The following is a 17,626-nucleotide window of genomic DNA, read 5'->3' as shown; positions in this document are numbered from 1 at the left end:
TTTAACTGTCCAATTGGTGAGCAGGTAAGGACTTATTAAAAATATACCTTTCGTTTTATGCTCCATTGACTTTTGTAATTCCCTATTTAAATATAGCTCAATTGAAGCGATATTTTGAACGAGAACTTCCACCTCCCCATTTCCGCCATTCACCGAGTTTTCCCGATCGTTGGTCTAAAGCCGATAGGCTGGGAGCCTATTGTGTTGTAGTTTTGAGTCAACAAATAAGAACAACAGAACTAACACAATAAAAAAAGACATTATGAGAACACTAGTAAAAACATTCGCAGCAGCAGCTTTAATCGCAGTATCAACTTTCGCTATGGCAGCTGAAGGACCTGGAGCAAAAGCAACAAAAGCAAACGTTAACCTTTCCACTGCGGACTTCGCTTTAGAGCACTATGTTGCAGTAACTACAGAGGGCGAATCAGCAGGAGTAGAGCAGTTATTCGCCGAAGATTTTAATCAAAAGATCCAAGCTACCAATGCGCAGTCTAACAGCCGTAGCGAAGTGGTTAAATCCTTGAAAAAACAAAAAGGTGAAAAGCTAAACTGTACAGTAAGCACAGATATCATTGAGGAATCGGCAGACTATATGGTCGCTAAAGTAACGTTGAAATTTGAAAACTTCACCAAAACAGATTTAGTTACCTTGGAGCGTGTGGGTAATGACTGGAAAGTATCTAAATCGATCAATTCATATAAGTAGTATCCAATAACTGGTGGTTTGTCAATTATAAAAAGGCAGACCACTAGTGAATCATATGTTTATTTAAGGCCACGTCGTGAGATGTGGCTTTTTTAGTTTTGTCCACTTGCTACTAATTGTCAATTATTTTTTTAAATATTTCTATAATTTTCTACAACGATAAGATCAATATCATCATAATCTTTGGCAACCCTGTTAATAGTAGCTTTTACATCGTCCCAAACTAAACCACCTAACCCGGCCCCAATTTTTGGCAGGGCTATTTTTTCGATGCCATTTTGGCGGGCATATACAAGCATTTTGAGAAGAGAATCTTCAATTGCTTTAAGTTCTGCTTTGGTTTTCCAGGTCTTTTGAGTGCCAAGATTGAAAACAGTGCCTTCACCATAGTCGTAAGAAAAAACATCCCCAAGAGAGAAATCACCATCTTTACAACGCTTTTTATATTCCAAATACATTTGATTATATTTTTCTTTGAATTGTAAAGCGATTCCTTTCCCCATTGCTCCAGCGCAATTACAACCATGAGCATAATTTTTTACATCAGGTAAATTGAATATATTTCCAGAATCTAGATATGTGACCATTTTCTTTTTTTTAATGCGTAATAAAGTCCAATCATTCAGCTTGGAAGTCGAATTGTTGGGAGGATGAAGATGAACAAAATTATCCTGAAATGCAACTTGCTTCACCTCCCTATTCCCTCCATTCACCGAGTTTTCCCGATCGTTAGTCTAAAGCCGATAGGCTAGGAGCCTATTGTGTTGTAGTTTTGAGTCAACAAATAAGAACAACAGAACTAACACAATAAAATAAAGACATTATGAAAGCATTAGTAAAAACATTCGCAGCAGCAGCTTTAATCGCAGTATCAACTTTCGCTATGGCAGCTGAAGGACCTGGAGCAAAAGCAACAAAGGCTAACATTAACCTTTCCACAGCAGATTTTGCTTTAGAGCACTATGTTGCGGTAACTACTGAAGGGGAATCAGCAGGAGTAGAGCAGTTATTCGCAGCTGATTTTAGTCAAAAGATCCAAGCTACCAATGCGCAGTCTAACAGCCGTAGCGAAGTGGTTAAATCCTTGAAAAAACAAAAAGGTGAAAAGCTAAACTGTACGGTAAGCACCGAAATCCTTGAGGAGTCGGCGGATTATATGGTAGCCAAAGTGACGTTGACGTTTGAAAACTTTACCAAAACAGACCTAGTGACTCTTGTACGTGAAGGTAATGACTGGAAAGTATCTAAATCGATCAATTCGTATAAATAAGAGCCATCTCAAATAAATATATAAATGTTGTAGAGCCATGTCGAGAGATGTGGCTTATTTTCTAGCTATTTCATGATCGATCATCTCTCATGGCTTATGCTAATAGCATCATTTGCGTAATTGGGTTTGCGTTATCCTGTAGAGGCTGACAACAATAATAGCTGCAGCGACCGTCAGCACATGATGTGTTCCCCTGATAGAATAATGTATAAATCCACCGAGCCCCTGCAACATTAACACAAATTCATTCAAAAAGATTCCAACAAGTAAGCCATAAACGCCATAGTGAATGCCTTTTTCGATTTTTAACATACAAATCTGAAAAGCATACCCAATTAAAAAGAGTGATATTACCACCAAAAGGACGAGGTGAAGATAAGCAATAACAATTGGTCGAAATCCATAAGCTTGTTGGCTCAGAGCAGGTATGACCGATATGCCTTGCAATATCAGTTTGAGAAAAATGGCAAACAGGACACATAACCAAATTTTAGATGTATCGGGGCTTAAGCGGAGTGAAATATTGCTTCGGACCAGTCGGACGACTCGTTGTGCTAATGTTCCCCACAGGACAAATTGCAATCCGACTGTAATGACTATAATAATATATAGCCACAGGGGTAAACCCTTCCACCATAGAACAGATAAGAAATAGGTTGGTATAACAGTCATGACATACACGAGCGAAAAACGCGGACTTATTGGTATTTTACCAGTACGTTTATACAGCCAACTGGCAAACAGAGCAATACAGCCAAAGAAAAACCAGCCATTATACTGAAAATGAAGATAAAAATAGACTGATGCAAGCTGTTTTAATGGATCCAGTTGGTGGCTCACTTTGAGATATGCCAGAAAATAGGTCCCTAGTGAACTAAATATATTGAAAAATAGTGCCGACTTAATTAAGATCGAAATGGCCGGAGGAAGCGTCGATGATTTAAGATCCCGCACTAATTGAAAGCAGAACCAATAAGAGACAAGTATCGATAAAAAGGATAATATAATCGAACATAGGTTATAGCCAGCAGCTGAAAAGGAAATAAGCATGCCTATCGAAACCGTCCAATTAGCCCATAGGATATGCTGATATTTCCTGCACAAAATCTGATTGGTTTTTATTCCCAGAACGGTCATTATGAGAAAAATCATAAGAGCTTGGGATACCCAGGCGGAAAAAGCAAAATGCGAATGCGCATGCATGAGGTTTTTCTGGTCGATCCAAGGAATGGGAAATAAAAATTTTAAGCGCATAATCAACCCGAAAATACCTACAATAAGTAAATTGAATAGGGTGATGACGATCCATTTCCTGATACTTAAATAGCTACTGATTTTATTCATACGTTGATTTCTTTCCGATAGCTGAAACATCGTTGTTTCAAGCTTCAATCAATACCATCGGCCGGAACAAAAACTTTTCCGCGGATAATGTTCAATTTATCTTCCTTGTCCATTTGCTTCATTGTCCGGATGATTGTTTCTACTCTTAACCCGGTCATATTAGCCAATTGTTGGCGCGTAAGCATAAGTCGGTTGCATTCCTGACAAACGAGTCTCTTGCTTTCATTTAACTTTTGGATCAGATTGGAGAGGATCTCCTCCGGTGAACGATTGTAAATTAATTTGATCATAAAGAGTTTAAAGTGTAGTTCGCGCGCCATCTTTTGTGATACCAAACGATGTAGGTTACCATATTCATGTATGATTTCGATGAATTTTTTCGAACTGATCTTCAGTAATGTACATGAACTGTCGGTAATTGCCGTCACTGTATAAACGCCATTGTCCAATATCGCTACTTCTCCAAAGCCCTCATTGGCACAGATAACATTGTGGAGGACCTCCCTACCGTCTGATAAGAAATTAGAAAGACGAACTCGCCCGCTTAACAACTGATAATAAAATGTGGCCATGCTATCCTCATGAAAAAGTATTTCACCAATATCGGCATGTAGGCTGCTCGCTCCCTTTTCGAGAAGTATTGCGGTTGGAATCATCGTTCGATATAAGTTAGTTTTTACTACACAGCGTAAAGATATAGTAGTGTCACAAAATAGATCTTGATGTTGATCACGGGAATGAGTGATGAAAATCAATATGGTGTTAATGTGTTTATATATAGTGTTTTATTGTTTTTGATTGATGGTTTGTTCTCACCGGAATCATTTTATGATTTGCCTCATAAAATGGCTACACGCTTCGATAATACCTTTGGATTAAGTAAAACACAATCAAGTTTGAACACAAAACCAAAATAAGATGAGAAAGCTAATTGTATGTTGTTTGATGGGATTATTTATCTATTCCTGTTCCTCAAACAATGGTGAGAAAAAGACCGTTGCCAACAGTGTTAATGAATCTGGGGCTTCGGCAAATGACGCCAGTGGATATGATCCTCACCGCGGTGAGGGAAAATTTGACAAAGTGGAAATCGCTGACCATTTGGATGCACCAATGGCCGCAGCCGGAAAATTGATTGTTGACCTGAAATGTGCTTCCTGCCACAAGCTAACCGACGAGAAACTAGTCGGGCCAGGATGGAAAGGTGTGACACAACGGAGAAAACCACAGTGGATCATGAATTTTATCACTAATCCTGATCCGATGATCGATAAGGATCCGGAATTACAGGCGCAACTTGAACTATGCATGGTCCGGATGCCTAACCAAAATCTAACGGACGAGGAAGCCCGAAAGGTATTGGAGTTTATGCGACAAAATGATGGTGTAAAATAATAAAAGCTGAATAAGAATCAACAAAGCTGCATAGGTATTAACCTTAAAATAAGAATAGAATGACTTTAACAAAATACATATTGACGAGCCTAATGGCGAGCGCGATGTTATCGACTTTCCATGCCTGTAAACCCAAAGGAGCGGGAGCCGCCGTGAGTGGTGATGCCGCTGAGAAGGTATATGTTGCCCCAGGGAAATACGATGAATTCTACAATTTCGTATCCGGGGGATTTAGTGGGCAGCTCTCCGTTTATGGACTTCCATCCGGCAGATTATTGCGTGTAATACCCGTTTTTTCACTAGATCCCGAAAAGGGCTGGGGTTTTAGTGAAGAAACTAAACCGATGCTCGAAACGTCCCATGGCAATGTACCTTGGGATGATTTACACCACGTGCAGCTTTCGAAAACCGATGGAAACTACGACGGCCGCTGGGTATTTGTCAATGCCAACAATACACCCCGTATTGCCCGGGTGGATCTGACAACTTTTCGTACGGCTGAAGTACTCGAACTCCCCAACAGCGGTGGAAACCACTCTTCGCCGTACATTACTGAAAATACCGAATATGTTGTTGCAGGAACGCGATTTTCGGTTCCGCTGGACGGTGAGTCGGGCGATGTACCTATCAATACCTTTAAAAAGAATTTTCGCGGAACATTGAGCTTTGTCAGCGTCAATAAGGATAATGGCAACATGGAATTGGCTTTTCAGATTGAGACACCCGGTGTAAACTATGACCTGAGCCGAGCCGGTAAAGGGACTTCTCATGGTTGGTTCTTCTTCTCCACCTACAATACCGAACAGGCAAATACATTGCTGGAGGTCAATGCATCCAAAAATGACAAAGACTTTATATTGGCCGTCAACTGGAAAAAAGCCGAAGAGTATTTGAAAGCCGGAAAAGGGAAAAAGGTTACCGGGTTGAAGTATGCCCATAACACTTACGACGAGAAATCACATACCGCAAAAACATCTTTTAATACAGAAACGATCGTATTGAAGGCAGAGGAGCTGGAGGGGCTATGCTACTATATCCCTTGCCCAAAATCTCCGCACGGTGTCGACGTTGATCCTACAGGCGAATATATTGTAGGGTCGGGTAAACTGGCTGCGGTCATACCTGTATTCTCGTTCGCTAAGATGCAGAAAGCAATCCAGGAAAAACAATTCGAAGGAAAATTCGGTGGTATCCCAATTATCAAATACGAATCTGCGCTGTACGGCGAAGTCCAAAAACCTGGCTTGGGCCCACTGCATACAGAATTTGATGGCAGAGGAAATGCAATCACGTCATTCTTTGTGTCTTCCGAATTGGTGAAATGGAATATTAAGGATTTAAAGGTGCTCGACCGTACACCAACATTTTACTCAACAGGCCATTTAATGATACCTGGTGGAGATACCAAAAATCCAGAAGGCAAATATGTCATCGCCTATAATAAGATTACGAAAGACCGCTTTCTCCCTACAGGACCGGAGTTGGCTCAGAGTGCCCAATTGTTTGATATCTCGGGAGACAAAATGCAATTGTTGTTAGACTTTCCGACCATTGGTGAACCACATTATGCGCAAGCTATCAAAGCGGAGAAAGTGAAAGACAAAAGTGTGAAGATTTTTAAAATTGAAGAAAATACCAGCCCATTTGTTGCCAAAGGAGACAAAGATGCACGCGTTGAACGTAAAGGTAACCAGGTACATGTATACCTGACATCCATCCGTTCACACTTCACTCCGGACAATATCGAGGGTGTACAACTAGGCGATGAAGTCTATTTCCATGTGACCAATATTGAGCAGGACTGGGATATGCCGCATGGCTTTGCTGTCAAAGGCGCAAAGAATGGAGAATTGCTCATTATGCCGGGAGAGACACAGACATTGAAATGGGTTCCAGATAGAGTAGGTGTATTCCCGTTCTACTGTACGGATTTTTGTAGCGCGTTACACCAAGAGATGCAGGGGTATATCCGTATCTCAAAAAAAGGAAACAATGTTCCGTTGATTTATAGTCTGGGAACCAATCAACCGCAAGAGAAGACCAATTAATATAACCTACAATGATGAAAACTACAAGTCACCTGTCAGCAGTACATCGGATTCTTTTGATCCTGAGTGGCCTGGCCCTGGTAGCGGTCATCTTCCTACCCATCTGGCGTATTGAGCTCGACGCAGCACAATACCCAGAAGGGCTAGAACTACAGATCTATAGCAACAAGTTGGCCGGACAAGTTGATATTATCAATGGACTGAACCACTATATCGGGATGAAAACGCTACATGCGGAAGATTTCATAGAATTTAAGGTCTTGCCCTATATCATCTTATTTTTTGCGCTTGCTTTTTTGCTTACCGGTTTCGTGCAGAATAGAAAACTGCTCTATGGCTTATTCTTTTGTTTTCTGCTTTTTGGAGTCGCAGCCCTAGTTGACTTTTATATCTGGGAATACAACTATGGGCATCAGCTCGATCCATCTGCACCGATAAAAGTTCCCGGAATGTCTTATCAGCCACCACTGATCGGATACAAACAGCTTTTAAATTTTGGCGCCTATTCTATACCTGATATCGGGGGATGGATCTTTATACTCTGTGGAATTATCTTGGCCTTTTGTACAGTGCGGGAGTGGCAAAATAATAAAACCCTAAAACTAAAATCATATGAGAAACTATAAATTATTTGCGTTGATCTGTAGTAGTATATTGCTGGTTCTATGTAGTTTGCAGGCCTGTCAGGGCAACAATAAACCCAAGCCTATTAAATACGGTAGCGAGCAATGTGCCCACTGTAAGATGACAATAACGGACGCGCGTTTTGGTACGCAGCTGCAGACAAAAAAGGGACGGGTCTTTAATTTTGATGACGTACAATGTATGATCGCCTTTGTCAAAGGGAACTCGGTCAAAAAAGAAGAGATTGCCGTTTATTACCTGCCGGATTATGTTAGCCATAAGCTCGTGCCGGCTGAAGGTGCATATTATCTCAAAAGTGAAGCCTTGAAAAGCCCAATGCGAGGCAATGTTGCTGTATTTGAAAAACGGGTGGAACTGGATAAGGTCAAAGCAGAGATCGGTGGCACGGTGATGACCTGGAATGATCTGTGGAAATAAATGAATAACAATGAAGAATCTAGCTTTAGCGTTGTACTGTGCAATGGCTTGTCTTTGGCTCGTAAACGTGCCTGTATCGGCGAAAACCATCCAGGTAGGAAAGGGGCAGTCGGTCAGAACAATAAAGGCTGGCTTAGCACAAGCGAAATCAGGTGATACCGTTTTAGTAGCGGCGGGTGTGTATAAGGAGGGGAATATTGTTATTGATAAGGCAATTTTCCTGAAAGGCCTGGGAAAACCTGTGCTGGACGGCGAGAAAAAATATGAACCGCTCTCGATCAAATCACCGCAGGTTACTGTTCAAGGCTTTTTAATACAGCATTCGGGACATTCTTCCATGAATGATATTGCCGGTATTAAAATTTACAATACAGCGCATATCAAAATTTTTGACAATGAGCTCGTGGACAATTTTTTCGGGATTTATGCGCAGAATGCTACAAACGTTGAAATACGGGGCAATATCCTCAAAGCTTTTGGTACAGCGGAGCAGCTGATTGGTAATGGTATTCATGCTTGGAAATCAGATAGTTTAAGTGTTGAAAATAATGAAGTGTCTGGACATAGGGACGGTATTTATCTTGAGTTTGTGACCCATACTCGAGTACAGGGCAATCTTTCTGAAAAAAATCTGCGCTATGGTCTCCATTTTATGTTTTCCCATGAGAACAGTTACATCTCAAACACCTTTCGCAGCAATGGTGCAGGTGTAGCTGTTATGTATACCAAGCATGTCCATATGGAAAACAATAATTTCGAAGAGAATTGGGGCGATGCCGCCTATGGATTGTTGCTCAAAGATATTTCCGATAGTCAGATCATCAACAATCAGTTTAGCCGCAATACCACGGGTATTTTTATGGAAGGATCGAATCGTATCCATATTGAACATAACAATTTTAAGAGCAACGGATGGGGGCTCAAGATTCAGTCGAGCTGTATGGACAATGTGCTTAAAGACAATAATTTTCTTCAGAATACCTTTGATGTTGCCACCAATGGTACCCTTACACTCAACAGCTTTGTGCATAACTATTGGGACAAATACGAGGGATACGATCTGAACAAAGACGGATTTGGGGATATCCCTTTTCGTCCCGTAAGCCTATTCTCGATGATGGTTGAGCGCTATCCTTCGGCGATGTTACTTTTTCGAAGTTTTATGGCCATGTTGTTCGACCGGACTGAAAAGCTATTACCAAGTCTGACACCCGAGGGGCTTAAAGACGATAAGCCTCGCATGAAATCAATAAAAGTATGATTAGTATCCAGCAGTTAACGAAAAGCTTTGGAAAATTCAATGCATTAAAGGGCATTGATCTGACCTTGAATGGCGGCGAATGCGTTGCCTTAATTGGCCCCAATGGCAGTGGTAAGACTACTTTGATCAAGTCTGTCCTAGGTATGGTCATGCCGAGTGCCGGACGGATCACTTTTGAAGGACAGGACATTGGACAGCAATGGGCTTATCGGAACCATATCGGCTATATGCCGCAGATCGGTCAATATCCTGAGAATATGTCCATCAAACAGGTCCTGGATATGATCAAAGATATCCGTAAACAGCCCCAGGCGGATTCGGATCTTTATCAGGCTTTTGGCGTGGACAAGCTGTTGGAAAAACGGATGGCAACGCTTTCCGGTGGCACAAGACAAAAAGTAAGTGCCTGTATCGCATTTATGTTTGACCCCAAAGTACTCATCCTGGATGAACCTACAGCAGGACTGGATCCTCTGTCTACCGAAATTCTCAAGGATAAAATCAAAAAAGAAATCGGACGCGGTAAACTGATCATCATCAGTTCCCATGTGCTTAGTGATCTCGATGAATTTGTATCGCAGATTGTCTTTCTGCAGGAAGGAGAGCTGAAGTTTCATAAGAGTTTGCAGCAATTAAAAGAAGATACAGGTACTGAAAAGCTATCTAAAGCAATCGCTTATTTGATGCAGAACCGCGACCTGTCTAATTAGAGAAAAGATGAATAAAATTATACGCTACGTTTTTGTGGATCTCTTGCGCAACAAGACCATTTTATGCTACACCATATTACTCTTTGTACTTTCCATGACGGTTTATAGCATGGAGGACAACTATGAAAAGGGATTACTCAGTCTACTGAATATTGTGTTGTTTGTAGTTCCGCTGATGAGTATCATTTTTTCAGGCATCTATATCTACCAGAGTTCCGAGTTTATCAATTGCCTTGTCAGTCAGCCTTTGCAACGGCAAAGCATTTGGGGCAGCCTGTATGTGGGTCTGGCAGGTGCACTTAGTTTAGCTTTTTTTATTGGCGTTGGCATACCAACTTTTATCTATGCATTTAGCTCTTCGGGAATTACTTTGGTCGGTTGCGGACTGTTACTTTCTTTGATTTTCGTTTCGATCGCGATGTGGACATCTGTATTGATCAGAGATAAGTCGAAGGGGATAGGATTGGCAATTTTGCTTTGGCTTTATTTCACGCTGCTTTTTGACGCACTGGTGCTTTTCATCCTATTTCAGTTTGCGGATTATCCCATCGAACATGGAATGGTTGCACTGTCCATGCTCAATCCCATCGATATCTGTCGCATCCTTATTTTATTACAGGTCGATCTCTCCGCGATGATGGGCTATACAGGGGCGATATTTCGGAATTTCTTCGGTAATACATTCGGCATTGCGATCACCCTGTTGGTCATGTTGCTCTGGTGCCTCATTCCTCTAGGGCTATCTATTCGCTATTTTAAGAAAAAGGATTTATAATAATTTATTGACCATTTAATACTATTATCATGATTAAATCACCGTTATTGGAGGTTTTCAATATGGAACCTCGACTTAAACACCCGACCATATTTGATCACTTCGATGCCCTGGATTCGGGCGAGTCATTTATTATCAAAAACGATCATGATCCTAAACCGCTCTATTATCAGTTGCTGGGTGAACGTGGAAAGGATCTCATTTGGAATTATCTTGAATCGGGGCCCGAATACTGGCAGGTTCGCCTTGGCAAACCGCTCGAAAGCGAAACACTGGAAACCGTTGGCCATATTGCTGCCAAGGATATCCGCAAGGCCGAAGTTTTAAAACAGCTTGGGGTAGATTTTTGTTGCGGTGGTAAGCAGACGCTTAAGGAGGCCGCTCATAGTGTTGGTCTCGATGAAATTGAATTGCGCAGACGGTTAAACCAATCCGAAGAGCTTCCTATAGCCGGCCCACCGCTAAATTTTAAAGATTGGGATATCGATTTTTTAAGTGATTATATTAAGAATGTTCATCATCGGTATGTCCGGGAAAAAGGACCGATTATTCAGGAACTTGCACATAAAGTGGCCGATGTGCATGCACAGCAGCATCCCGAGCTGGTCAACTTGTCCCAAGAACTCGATGCCTTTCTTGATGACCTTTACCATCATTTGGATAAAGAGGAGAAGCAGCTCTTTCCGGCAACCAAGAATGAACAAGAATTGACCAGCAAACAGGTAGATCAGCTCATTCAATTTTTGATTTCCGAACACGAAGATTCAGGAAAGGAACTTCAGCAGTTGCGCAAAATTACCCAAAATTACACATTGCCAGCCAATGCCTGCAATTCCTACACGTCATTATTTTCACAGATCGAATCTTTCGAATCCGATCTTTTGCAGCATATCCACCTGGAGAATAATATTTTATTTCCAAAGTTGCTCACGAGCTACGGTGTTCAAATGAATTAAAAACTAGAAAAGCCATGCGGATAAACCAGCATACCAAGATTTCAGAACTGATCAGCTATAATGACTTAAGCATTGAAGCCATTGCAGCTATTGCCAAACCCTTGCGTAAGATCCGGATCCCGGTGTTGCGTCGGATACTGGCCCCTCGGGTCTCCATAGGCGAAGCAGCAAAAATTGGCGGATGTTCGGTTGCAGATTTTCGTGCTGCGCTGGTACCGCTCGGCTTTATTTGGATGTCAGATGGAGCTGAGAAAGTCAATGATCCATTCGATGCAGCAGAGCGGCCAAGTTGGATGGATGATGCAGCAGTGACGGTTGTATTCGATGTGAGACCCCTATTGGAAATGGGGCAAGATCCATTAAAAGATATTTTTCAGTTGTATCGCTCACTCGTCGCAGGAGGGATTCTTTGCATCAGCAATTCATTTGTCCCCATTCCATTGATTAGGCGTATGGAGGAGCGTGGAGTGCCAAGCTATAGCCACGAATGGGCGGAGGGCGAATTCAGAAGTTACTTTTATAAAAAAGATACAGTGCTGTCCGTTCAGCCTGCTGAGGGCGATCATATTTCATTTGTGCCGAAACGACTTTTTGAGCAGAAATTAGCGCGACTTTCCGCGCTTCAACTTGTTACATTGGATGTCAGGACATTGCCTATGCCGCAGCCCATGGAATCAATTCTTGAGGCCCTTGCTCAACTGAAAGCCGATGAGGTTGTCTATGTAAAACATCGGAAGGTTCCGCTCCATTTACTAGAAGAACTGGATCATTTTTCTTATCGGATTTTCATCCATGAACAACATCCTGGAGATGTCCATCTGTTAATTTACCCCGTTAAATAAAATGGCACATATTGCTATTCATAAGAGCCCAGAAGCGTATGCTGTATTGCCGTTTTTTATCACTGCGGGCATTTTTTTTCTACTGTTCAGCTTCCTCTTGGTTTTTAGCGGGGGGCAGCTCTTTGGGCACCATTTTCAACCAAAAGTGCTGGCAATCGTCCATAGCCTAGCACTAGGTTGGGGCACGATGGTGATTTATGGAGCGGCGTATCAGCTGGTGCCGGTTATTTTTGAACGTTCACTTCGCTCTTCCAAATTGGCATTTTTCAGTTATATCTTATTGACATCGGGAACCTGTGTGTTGATTTATAGTTTCTGGTATTTCAAGATCGGTTTACTCATGTGCGTTGGAGGGCTATTGATTACGCTCAGCTCCTACCTGTACTTCTACTTGCTGTGGATGACGACTAAAGATGTGGAGCATCTATTTGAACTACGCCTTTATTTTACGTTCTCGGCCTTCTGGCTTTGTTTTACAACCACCTTAGGCCTTTTGCTTGCCATTAATTTAGCCCATGGTTTTCTAACAAAAAGTCACCTCGATATCCTAAAGCTACATGCCCACGTCGGTATTGTTGGTTGGTTTTTGCAGTTGATCCTGGGAGCGGGAGCGAAGATGCTGCCGATGTTTCTCTTGGGACAATCCACCAAAACAAAGTGGCTTTATGTTTCGGTCATTTTGATAAACCTTGGATTGGTACTTTTTTTATTGGACGGATACAGCCATCCTGTGGGATTAAGATCTCTTACCTTTGGAGCAATAGTGCTATTGGGAGTAGTTTGCTGGGCCGTTTTTGTCGTGGATTGTTTAGTGCACCGGGCTCGTAAGGTACTGGATATTCCGATGAAACATAGTTTCATTTCCTTTTTGAGTTTATTGTTCGCGTTTCTCACCTTACCTATGGTTGTCCGGCAGGAGTCTGGTAATTGGGTGAATTTATATGCCGTATGGGTGTTTTTTGGATGGATAACGGGTATTATTTTAGGGATGACCTATAAGACCCTGCCTTTTATGATCTGGAATTGGCGCTATAAAGATCTCAATGGCATCAAAAAAATACCTTTGCCCAAGGAACTTTATAGTCAGCGATTACTTTCTATACAATATTATCTTTACCTAGTGGCGCTTGTCGTCATGGCGGTTGCTGTAGCCGGTCAATTCAGGTGGGCATTATACTGTGCAGCCTGGCTTTGGGCAGCACTTGCTGCTGTTTATGTTGTCAATGTCGGAAAAGTAGTTTTTCATCAAAGAAAAAGTAAATAAACTACGCACCTCGCCTATATATTTAATGAAAGATACCATGAAAATTGATCTAACAAAACCGGAGGCTTCCGATCAGTTAAAAGCTGTTCAGGTATTGATGCTTGTGATGGATCCCGAATTGGGGATCAACATCGTAGATATGGGCTTAATTTATGATATTAATTTAACCGATCCCAGTCGTATTGTTGTTACCATGACGTTATCTTCATCCTATTGCCCGATGGGCGACTCTATCGTTCATGGCGTTGAAAAAACATTGCAACAGCAATTTCCACAGCGGGCAATAATTATCGAGCTCGTTTGGGATCCTATTTGGACTCCCGATCGGATCAGCGAAGAGGGAAAGAGCCTATTGGAACGAGAATGATTTCTTGAAGAATAAATTCACCTCCCTATTTCCGCTATTCGCCGAGTTTTCCCGATCGTTAGTCTAAAGCCTTTAGGCTAAGGGCCTATTGTGTTGTAGTTTTGAGTCAACAAATAAGAACTAAAGTACTAACACAATAAAAAAAAACATTATGAAAACGCTAGTAAAAACATTCGCAGCAGCAGCCCTAATCGCAGTATCTACATTCGCTATGGCAGCTGAAGGACCTGGAGCAAAAGCAACAAAAGAAAACGTTAACCTTTCCACAGCTGACTTCGCTTTAGAGCACTATGTTGCGGTCACTACGGAGGGAGAATCAGCAGGCGTAGAGCAGTTATTTGCAGCTGATTTTAATCAAAAGATTCAAGCATCCAATGCGCAGTCTAACAGCCGTAGCGAAGTGGTTAAATCCTTGAAAAAACAAAAGGGCGAAAAGCTGAACTGTACAGTAAGCACAGATATCATCGAGGAATCGGCAGACTATATGGTGGCTAAAGTAACGTTGAAATTTGAAAACTTCACCAAGACTGACCTGGTTACCTTGGAGCGTGTAGGTAATGATTGGAAAGTATCTAAATCAATCAATTCGTATAAATAAGAGCCATCTCAAATAAATATATATATGTTGTAGAGCCATGTCGGGAGATGTGGCTTTTTCATGATCTATTTAAAATAGCGAGTTGCCTCGGGGATAGCCAGCTAGTGGAGCTCAATTAGAATAATTAAGTAGAAAGAATAGATGAATCTAGGAGAAGAATTAGGAGAAGAGATTAAAGGAATAGAGTTGTTATAACGCTCGTACAATGGGCTGTGAGCTATTTCAGAAGGAAAAATGTAAATATTTTAGGGAAAGAACTAGGGAAAGATTAGGAGAAGAAGAAGTAGAAAGAAAGTAGAAGAATTAGTAGAAAGATAGTAGTATCGCCTCGTTTATAGATCTTGAATGCACTTGAGTTGATCGTGTAGTTTAATCACACCTTTCCCTACAACAGCTCATACAACGAAGCTTTGATAAACTGGATCGCCTTAGTTTTCCTCTTACCATAGCGTGCATGGTTATGACCAAAGACATGGTATCTCGGTGATCGCTCCAACACGAACTCACGGATTTCGTCGCTGCACTAGGCATTATTTGCTAAAAACTGCTAATTAGGGATAAGTTTAAATAACTTCAATAGGGGTTGTGTTCGTACCTGCTTCGTATAGCCTTCGGATCAGGACATCTAGGGTTCGATTGTTGACCAGTATCTGACCAGTTTTTCCCTGTACAGAGACTGGACAAGGTCTGCTGGGTGTCTGTACAATATCTATTGATGATCCGAACGTGGTACGAATGTGATATGAGGCAGACTTACCTCCCTCTTCCCGCCACTCACCGAGTTTTCCCGATCGTTGGTCTAAAGCCCGTAGGCTAGGGGCCTAATGTGTTGTAGTTTTGAGTCAACAAATAAGAACAACAGAACTAACATTATAAAATAAAGATATTATGAACCATCATGAGTGTATTCAAAGGACACTCATGATAGCTTTATCATCAAATAAAAAACAAATAATTTCGATAAAAAACGCTAATAAAAACATTTGCAGCAGCAGCCTTAATCGCCATATCAACATTCGCTATTGCAGCTGAAGGACCAGGAGCAAAAGCAACAAAAGCTAACGTTAACCTTTCCACAGCAGACTTTGCTTTAGAGCACTACGTTGCGGTAACGACAGAGGGAGAATCAGCAGGAGTAGAACAGTTATTCGCTGAAGATTTCAACCAAAAGATCCAATCTTCTAATGCACAATCTAACAGCCGTAGTGGAGTGCTCAAACTATTGAAAAAGCAAAAAGGAGAGAAGCTGAACTGTACAGTAAGCACTGATATCTTAGAAGAATCAGCAGACTATATGGTCGCTAAAGTGACTTTGAAATTTGAAAACTTCATCAAGACTGACCTCGTTACCTTGGAGCGTGTGGGCAATGACTGGAAAGTATCCAAATCGATCAATTCGTATAAGTAATATCCAATAACTAGTGGTTTGTCAGTAAAAGGAGACAAACCACTAGTGAATCATATGTTTAAGTTTAGTTTAGAAGCCATATCGTGAGATGTGGCTTTTTACGTCAAAAGGGCCTGATTCTCATCAGACCCTTTCTCTTAGCGTTTATTTGTACAGCAATTTTTATGTTTCCTATCGTTTCCTCTTTTTTGTTTCGTCATCCAATGTTTTTAAAGACTATTGGATTTTCACTGTGCGACGCCAATTTTTATGTTGAACCTTTCTTTCGAAAGGCAGCTTGTAGCCGTTTTGTATTGTTAGAACAATAGCCAATTTGAAATAGTTTTATCGGAGTGATTTTTTTTATAAATTGGCTTGGCTTATTTAAACTGTATGAAGATCCCTATTATTAGGGACCAGGCTATTCAATTAAATATTTTAAATAATCAGTTATGATAAAAGAAACATCACGAATATTCTCTTCATTCTTATTAGGAATTATAATATGTTTCTATTGTACTTCCACGAGTATAGCTCAAACTAGTCGTAACAATGATCCAGCCTTTTGGACTGATGATATACAGTTTGATATTGCCACCAACCAGACATTTTTTAAATCCTATGATTCAATAAATTCAATTGTTATAGGATATAAGGATTTAAAACCTTATTACATTTTATTAAATTTTAAGAATGATTCGTTAGGCACCAAGACTGAGCACTTTGACCTGACATTTGAAGGAGATTTATGGCTTCTAAAAAAAGCATACCCTTCGATTGAAGTATTGGATTTACAATCGGACGAGTTTAATAGCAATGCCAGTTTAAGAATAGAAAAGATTCAGAGGATAAAATCCATTACTATAGAAAGAAAAAAACTTCATCTATCATTATTTAGTGCTACCATTTCTTCGGGTACAAGAGATTATCTTACAGAAAACGTATGGGCGTTTGCTGCCAGGTATGTTGGAGGAACGAAAGAACTTGAAAAAAATCTAAGTTCAATTAGTCGTCCTGAGCTGTCAAAAAATGATGTAGATAGTGTTTTTCTATTTAAAGTAAAAATATCAAAAGAAGGCGACTTAGAGGAAGTAGAGCCAGTATATGGTAATAAATCTTCGTATTCTAAAGCGCTTCAAAAGAAATTGTCTGAAAAAAATACGAACTATTTTGGCGACGGTACCTCAAAATGGAAAGCTGCGATTCGGGGTAATGTCAGTAGGCCTTTGAATTCAATTTTAAAAATTTATGTTAAAAGAAGCCAAAATGGACAAATAACAATAAAAACTCCGACAGTGCTTAGAAACTGGACTGGTAACTAAGTCCAATAGTACGTCCGCAGAAAGTTTGTGGTACTGTTTGGTTTTGGACCTGTTTGATATTTAACTGTTCAAAAAAGATTACAGTTGTTCGTTTCACGATCAGTCTTTCGCAGGAGCTTGATTTTGGTGTTTAAGAATATCCATCAGCGCACATTAGTAGAAAGATCAAGCATTAATAAACTGAACAGCCTTGACCTTATCTTACCATTTTATCCTTGTGACAGCTTAAAAAGAATGCTATTTTACAATGTTAATAACATTTATTGCTAATCAGTTAAAAAAAATGTTAATTTGTAGGTTAAGCCATAGAGATTTT

Annotated in this window: 19 protein-coding genes; 16 read left to right on the top strand and 3 right to left on the bottom strand. The window is 40.7% G+C overall.

Translation table 11 applies throughout. The features are described 5' to 3' along the window. The first annotated feature begins 262 nt into the window (after positions 1 to 262). Complete coding sequence (locus DTA23_RS00545) at positions 263 to 709, top strand: nuclear transport factor 2 family protein (RefSeq protein WP_083663515.1); 447 nt, start codon at positions 263 to 265, stop codon at positions 707 to 709. 131 nt (positions 710 to 840) lie between these two features. Here the strand turns inward: DTA23_RS00545 and DTA23_RS00540 are convergent, their stop codons facing one another. Continuing rightward, positions 841 to 1,296, bottom strand: coding sequence for a macro domain-containing protein (locus DTA23_RS00540; RefSeq protein ID WP_075994675.1), 456 nt, complete (start codon positions 1,294 to 1,296; stop codon positions 841 to 843). Between the two features lie 236 nt (positions 1,297 to 1,532). On the opposite strand from DTA23_RS00540, the gene DTA23_RS00535 reads away from it, so the two are divergent. Beyond that, positions 1,533 to 1,979 (top strand): nuclear transport factor 2 family protein, encoded by a 447-nt coding sequence (locus DTA23_RS00535; RefSeq protein ID WP_112373504.1) that lies wholly within the window; start codon positions 1,533 to 1,535, stop codon positions 1,977 to 1,979. A 108-nt stretch (positions 1,980 to 2,087) separates the two neighbouring features. Here the strand turns inward: DTA23_RS00535 and DTA23_RS00530 are convergent, their stop codons facing one another. After that, complete coding sequence (locus DTA23_RS00530; RefSeq protein ID WP_146752976.1) at positions 2,088 to 3,323, bottom strand: hypothetical protein; 1,236 nt, start codon at positions 3,321 to 3,323, stop codon at positions 2,088 to 2,090. A gap of 44 nt (positions 3,324 to 3,367) precedes the next feature. Then, entirely contained in the window at positions 3,368 to 3,979 is a 612-nt protein-coding gene (locus DTA23_RS00525) for a Crp/Fnr family transcriptional regulator (RefSeq protein WP_112373502.1), read from the bottom strand. 262 nt (positions 3,980 to 4,241) lie between these two features. Between DTA23_RS00525 and DTA23_RS00515 the strand changes: the two genes are divergently transcribed. The 14 genes from DTA23_RS00515 to DTA23_RS00455 all read left to right on the top strand — a co-directional run bounded on the left by DTA23_RS00515 (position 4,242) and on the right by DTA23_RS00455 (position 17,310). Further along, positions 4,242 to 4,718, top strand: a complete 477-nt coding sequence (locus DTA23_RS00515) for a c-type cytochrome (protein WP_070565751.1) — start codon at positions 4,242 to 4,244, stop codon at positions 4,716 to 4,718. Between the two features lie 59 nt (positions 4,719 to 4,777). Beyond that, complete coding sequence (gene nosZ / locus DTA23_RS00510; RefSeq protein ID WP_083295916.1) at positions 4,778 to 6,766, top strand: Sec-dependent nitrous-oxide reductase; 1,989 nt, start codon at positions 4,778 to 4,780, stop codon at positions 6,764 to 6,766. Between the two features lie 11 nt (positions 6,767 to 6,777). Beyond that, the gene (locus DTA23_RS27360; protein WP_198386050.1) at positions 6,778 to 7,392 is read left to right on the top strand and encodes a hypothetical protein; all 615 of its coding nucleotides are present in this window, start codon (positions 6,778 to 6,780) and stop codon (positions 7,390 to 7,392) included. Then, entirely contained in the window at positions 7,379 to 7,828 is a 450-nt protein-coding gene (locus DTA23_RS27355; RefSeq protein WP_083295915.1) for a nitrous oxide reductase accessory protein NosL, read from the top strand. The genes DTA23_RS27360 and DTA23_RS27355 overlap by 14 nt, the downstream gene beginning before the upstream one ends. 10 nt (positions 7,829 to 7,838) lie before the next feature. Then, a complete protein-coding gene (locus DTA23_RS00500) occupies positions 7,839 to 9,089 on the top strand; it encodes a nitrous oxide reductase family maturation protein NosD (RefSeq protein ID WP_239468730.1) in 1,251 nt (416 codons plus the stop codon). After that, positions 9,086 to 9,799 carry an ABC transporter ATP-binding protein gene (locus DTA23_RS00495; RefSeq protein WP_088160564.1) on the top strand — a complete coding sequence of 238 codons (714 nt, stop codon included), beginning with the start codon at positions 9,086 to 9,088 and terminating at the stop codon, positions 9,797 to 9,799. The genes DTA23_RS00500 and DTA23_RS00495 overlap by 4 nt, the downstream gene beginning before the upstream one ends. Before the next feature lie 7 nt (positions 9,800 to 9,806). Then, positions 9,807 to 10,574, top strand: coding sequence for an ABC transporter permease subunit (locus DTA23_RS00490; RefSeq protein ID WP_112373499.1), 768 nt, complete (start codon positions 9,807 to 9,809; stop codon positions 10,572 to 10,574). Between the two features lie 29 nt (positions 10,575 to 10,603). Continuing rightward, entirely contained in the window at positions 10,604 to 11,530 is a 927-nt protein-coding gene (ric, locus tag DTA23_RS00485) for an iron-sulfur cluster repair di-iron protein (protein WP_112373498.1), read from the top strand. Between the two features lie 14 nt (positions 11,531 to 11,544). Continuing rightward, positions 11,545 to 12,372, top strand: coding sequence for a DUF2249 domain-containing protein (locus DTA23_RS00480; protein ID WP_075991506.1), 828 nt, complete (start codon positions 11,545 to 11,547; stop codon positions 12,370 to 12,372). Between the two features lies 1 nt (position 12,373). Next, positions 12,374 to 13,636: a hypothetical protein gene (locus DTA23_RS00475; RefSeq protein ID WP_112373497.1), complete on the top strand. Its 1,263-nt coding sequence runs from the start codon at positions 12,374 to 12,376 to the stop codon at positions 13,634 to 13,636. Between the two features lie 37 nt (positions 13,637 to 13,673). Beyond that, positions 13,674 to 14,003 carry a metal-sulfur cluster assembly factor gene (locus DTA23_RS00470; protein ID WP_070565732.1) on the top strand — a complete coding sequence of 110 codons (330 nt, stop codon included), beginning with the start codon at positions 13,674 to 13,676 and terminating at the stop codon, positions 14,001 to 14,003. Positions 14,004 to 14,154: 151 nt separating this feature from the next. Next, positions 14,155 to 14,601 (top strand): nuclear transport factor 2 family protein, encoded by a 447-nt coding sequence (locus DTA23_RS00465; RefSeq protein ID WP_112373496.1) that lies wholly within the window; start codon positions 14,155 to 14,157, stop codon positions 14,599 to 14,601. A gap of 973 nt (positions 14,602 to 15,574) precedes the next feature. Beyond that, positions 15,575 to 16,009 (top strand): nuclear transport factor 2 family protein, encoded by a 435-nt coding sequence (locus tag DTA23_RS30845; protein ID WP_112373495.1) that lies wholly within the window; start codon positions 15,575 to 15,577, stop codon positions 16,007 to 16,009. A 431-nt stretch (positions 16,010 to 16,440) separates the two neighbouring features. Continuing rightward, on the top strand, positions 16,441 to 17,310 hold the full coding sequence (locus DTA23_RS00455; protein WP_112373494.1) for a hypothetical protein: 870 nt from the start codon (positions 16,441 to 16,443) through the stop codon (positions 17,308 to 17,310). The last annotated feature ends 316 nt before the right edge of the window (positions 17,311 to 17,626 follow it).

The sequence above is a fragment of the Sphingobacterium multivorum genome, from assembly GCF_900457465.1.
GTDB lineage: Bacteria > Bacteroidota > Bacteroidia > Sphingobacteriales > Sphingobacteriaceae > Sphingobacterium > Sphingobacterium multivorum.
Note: the sequence above shows the minus strand (reverse complement) of the source record. Positions and strands in the feature narration are given on the sequence as shown.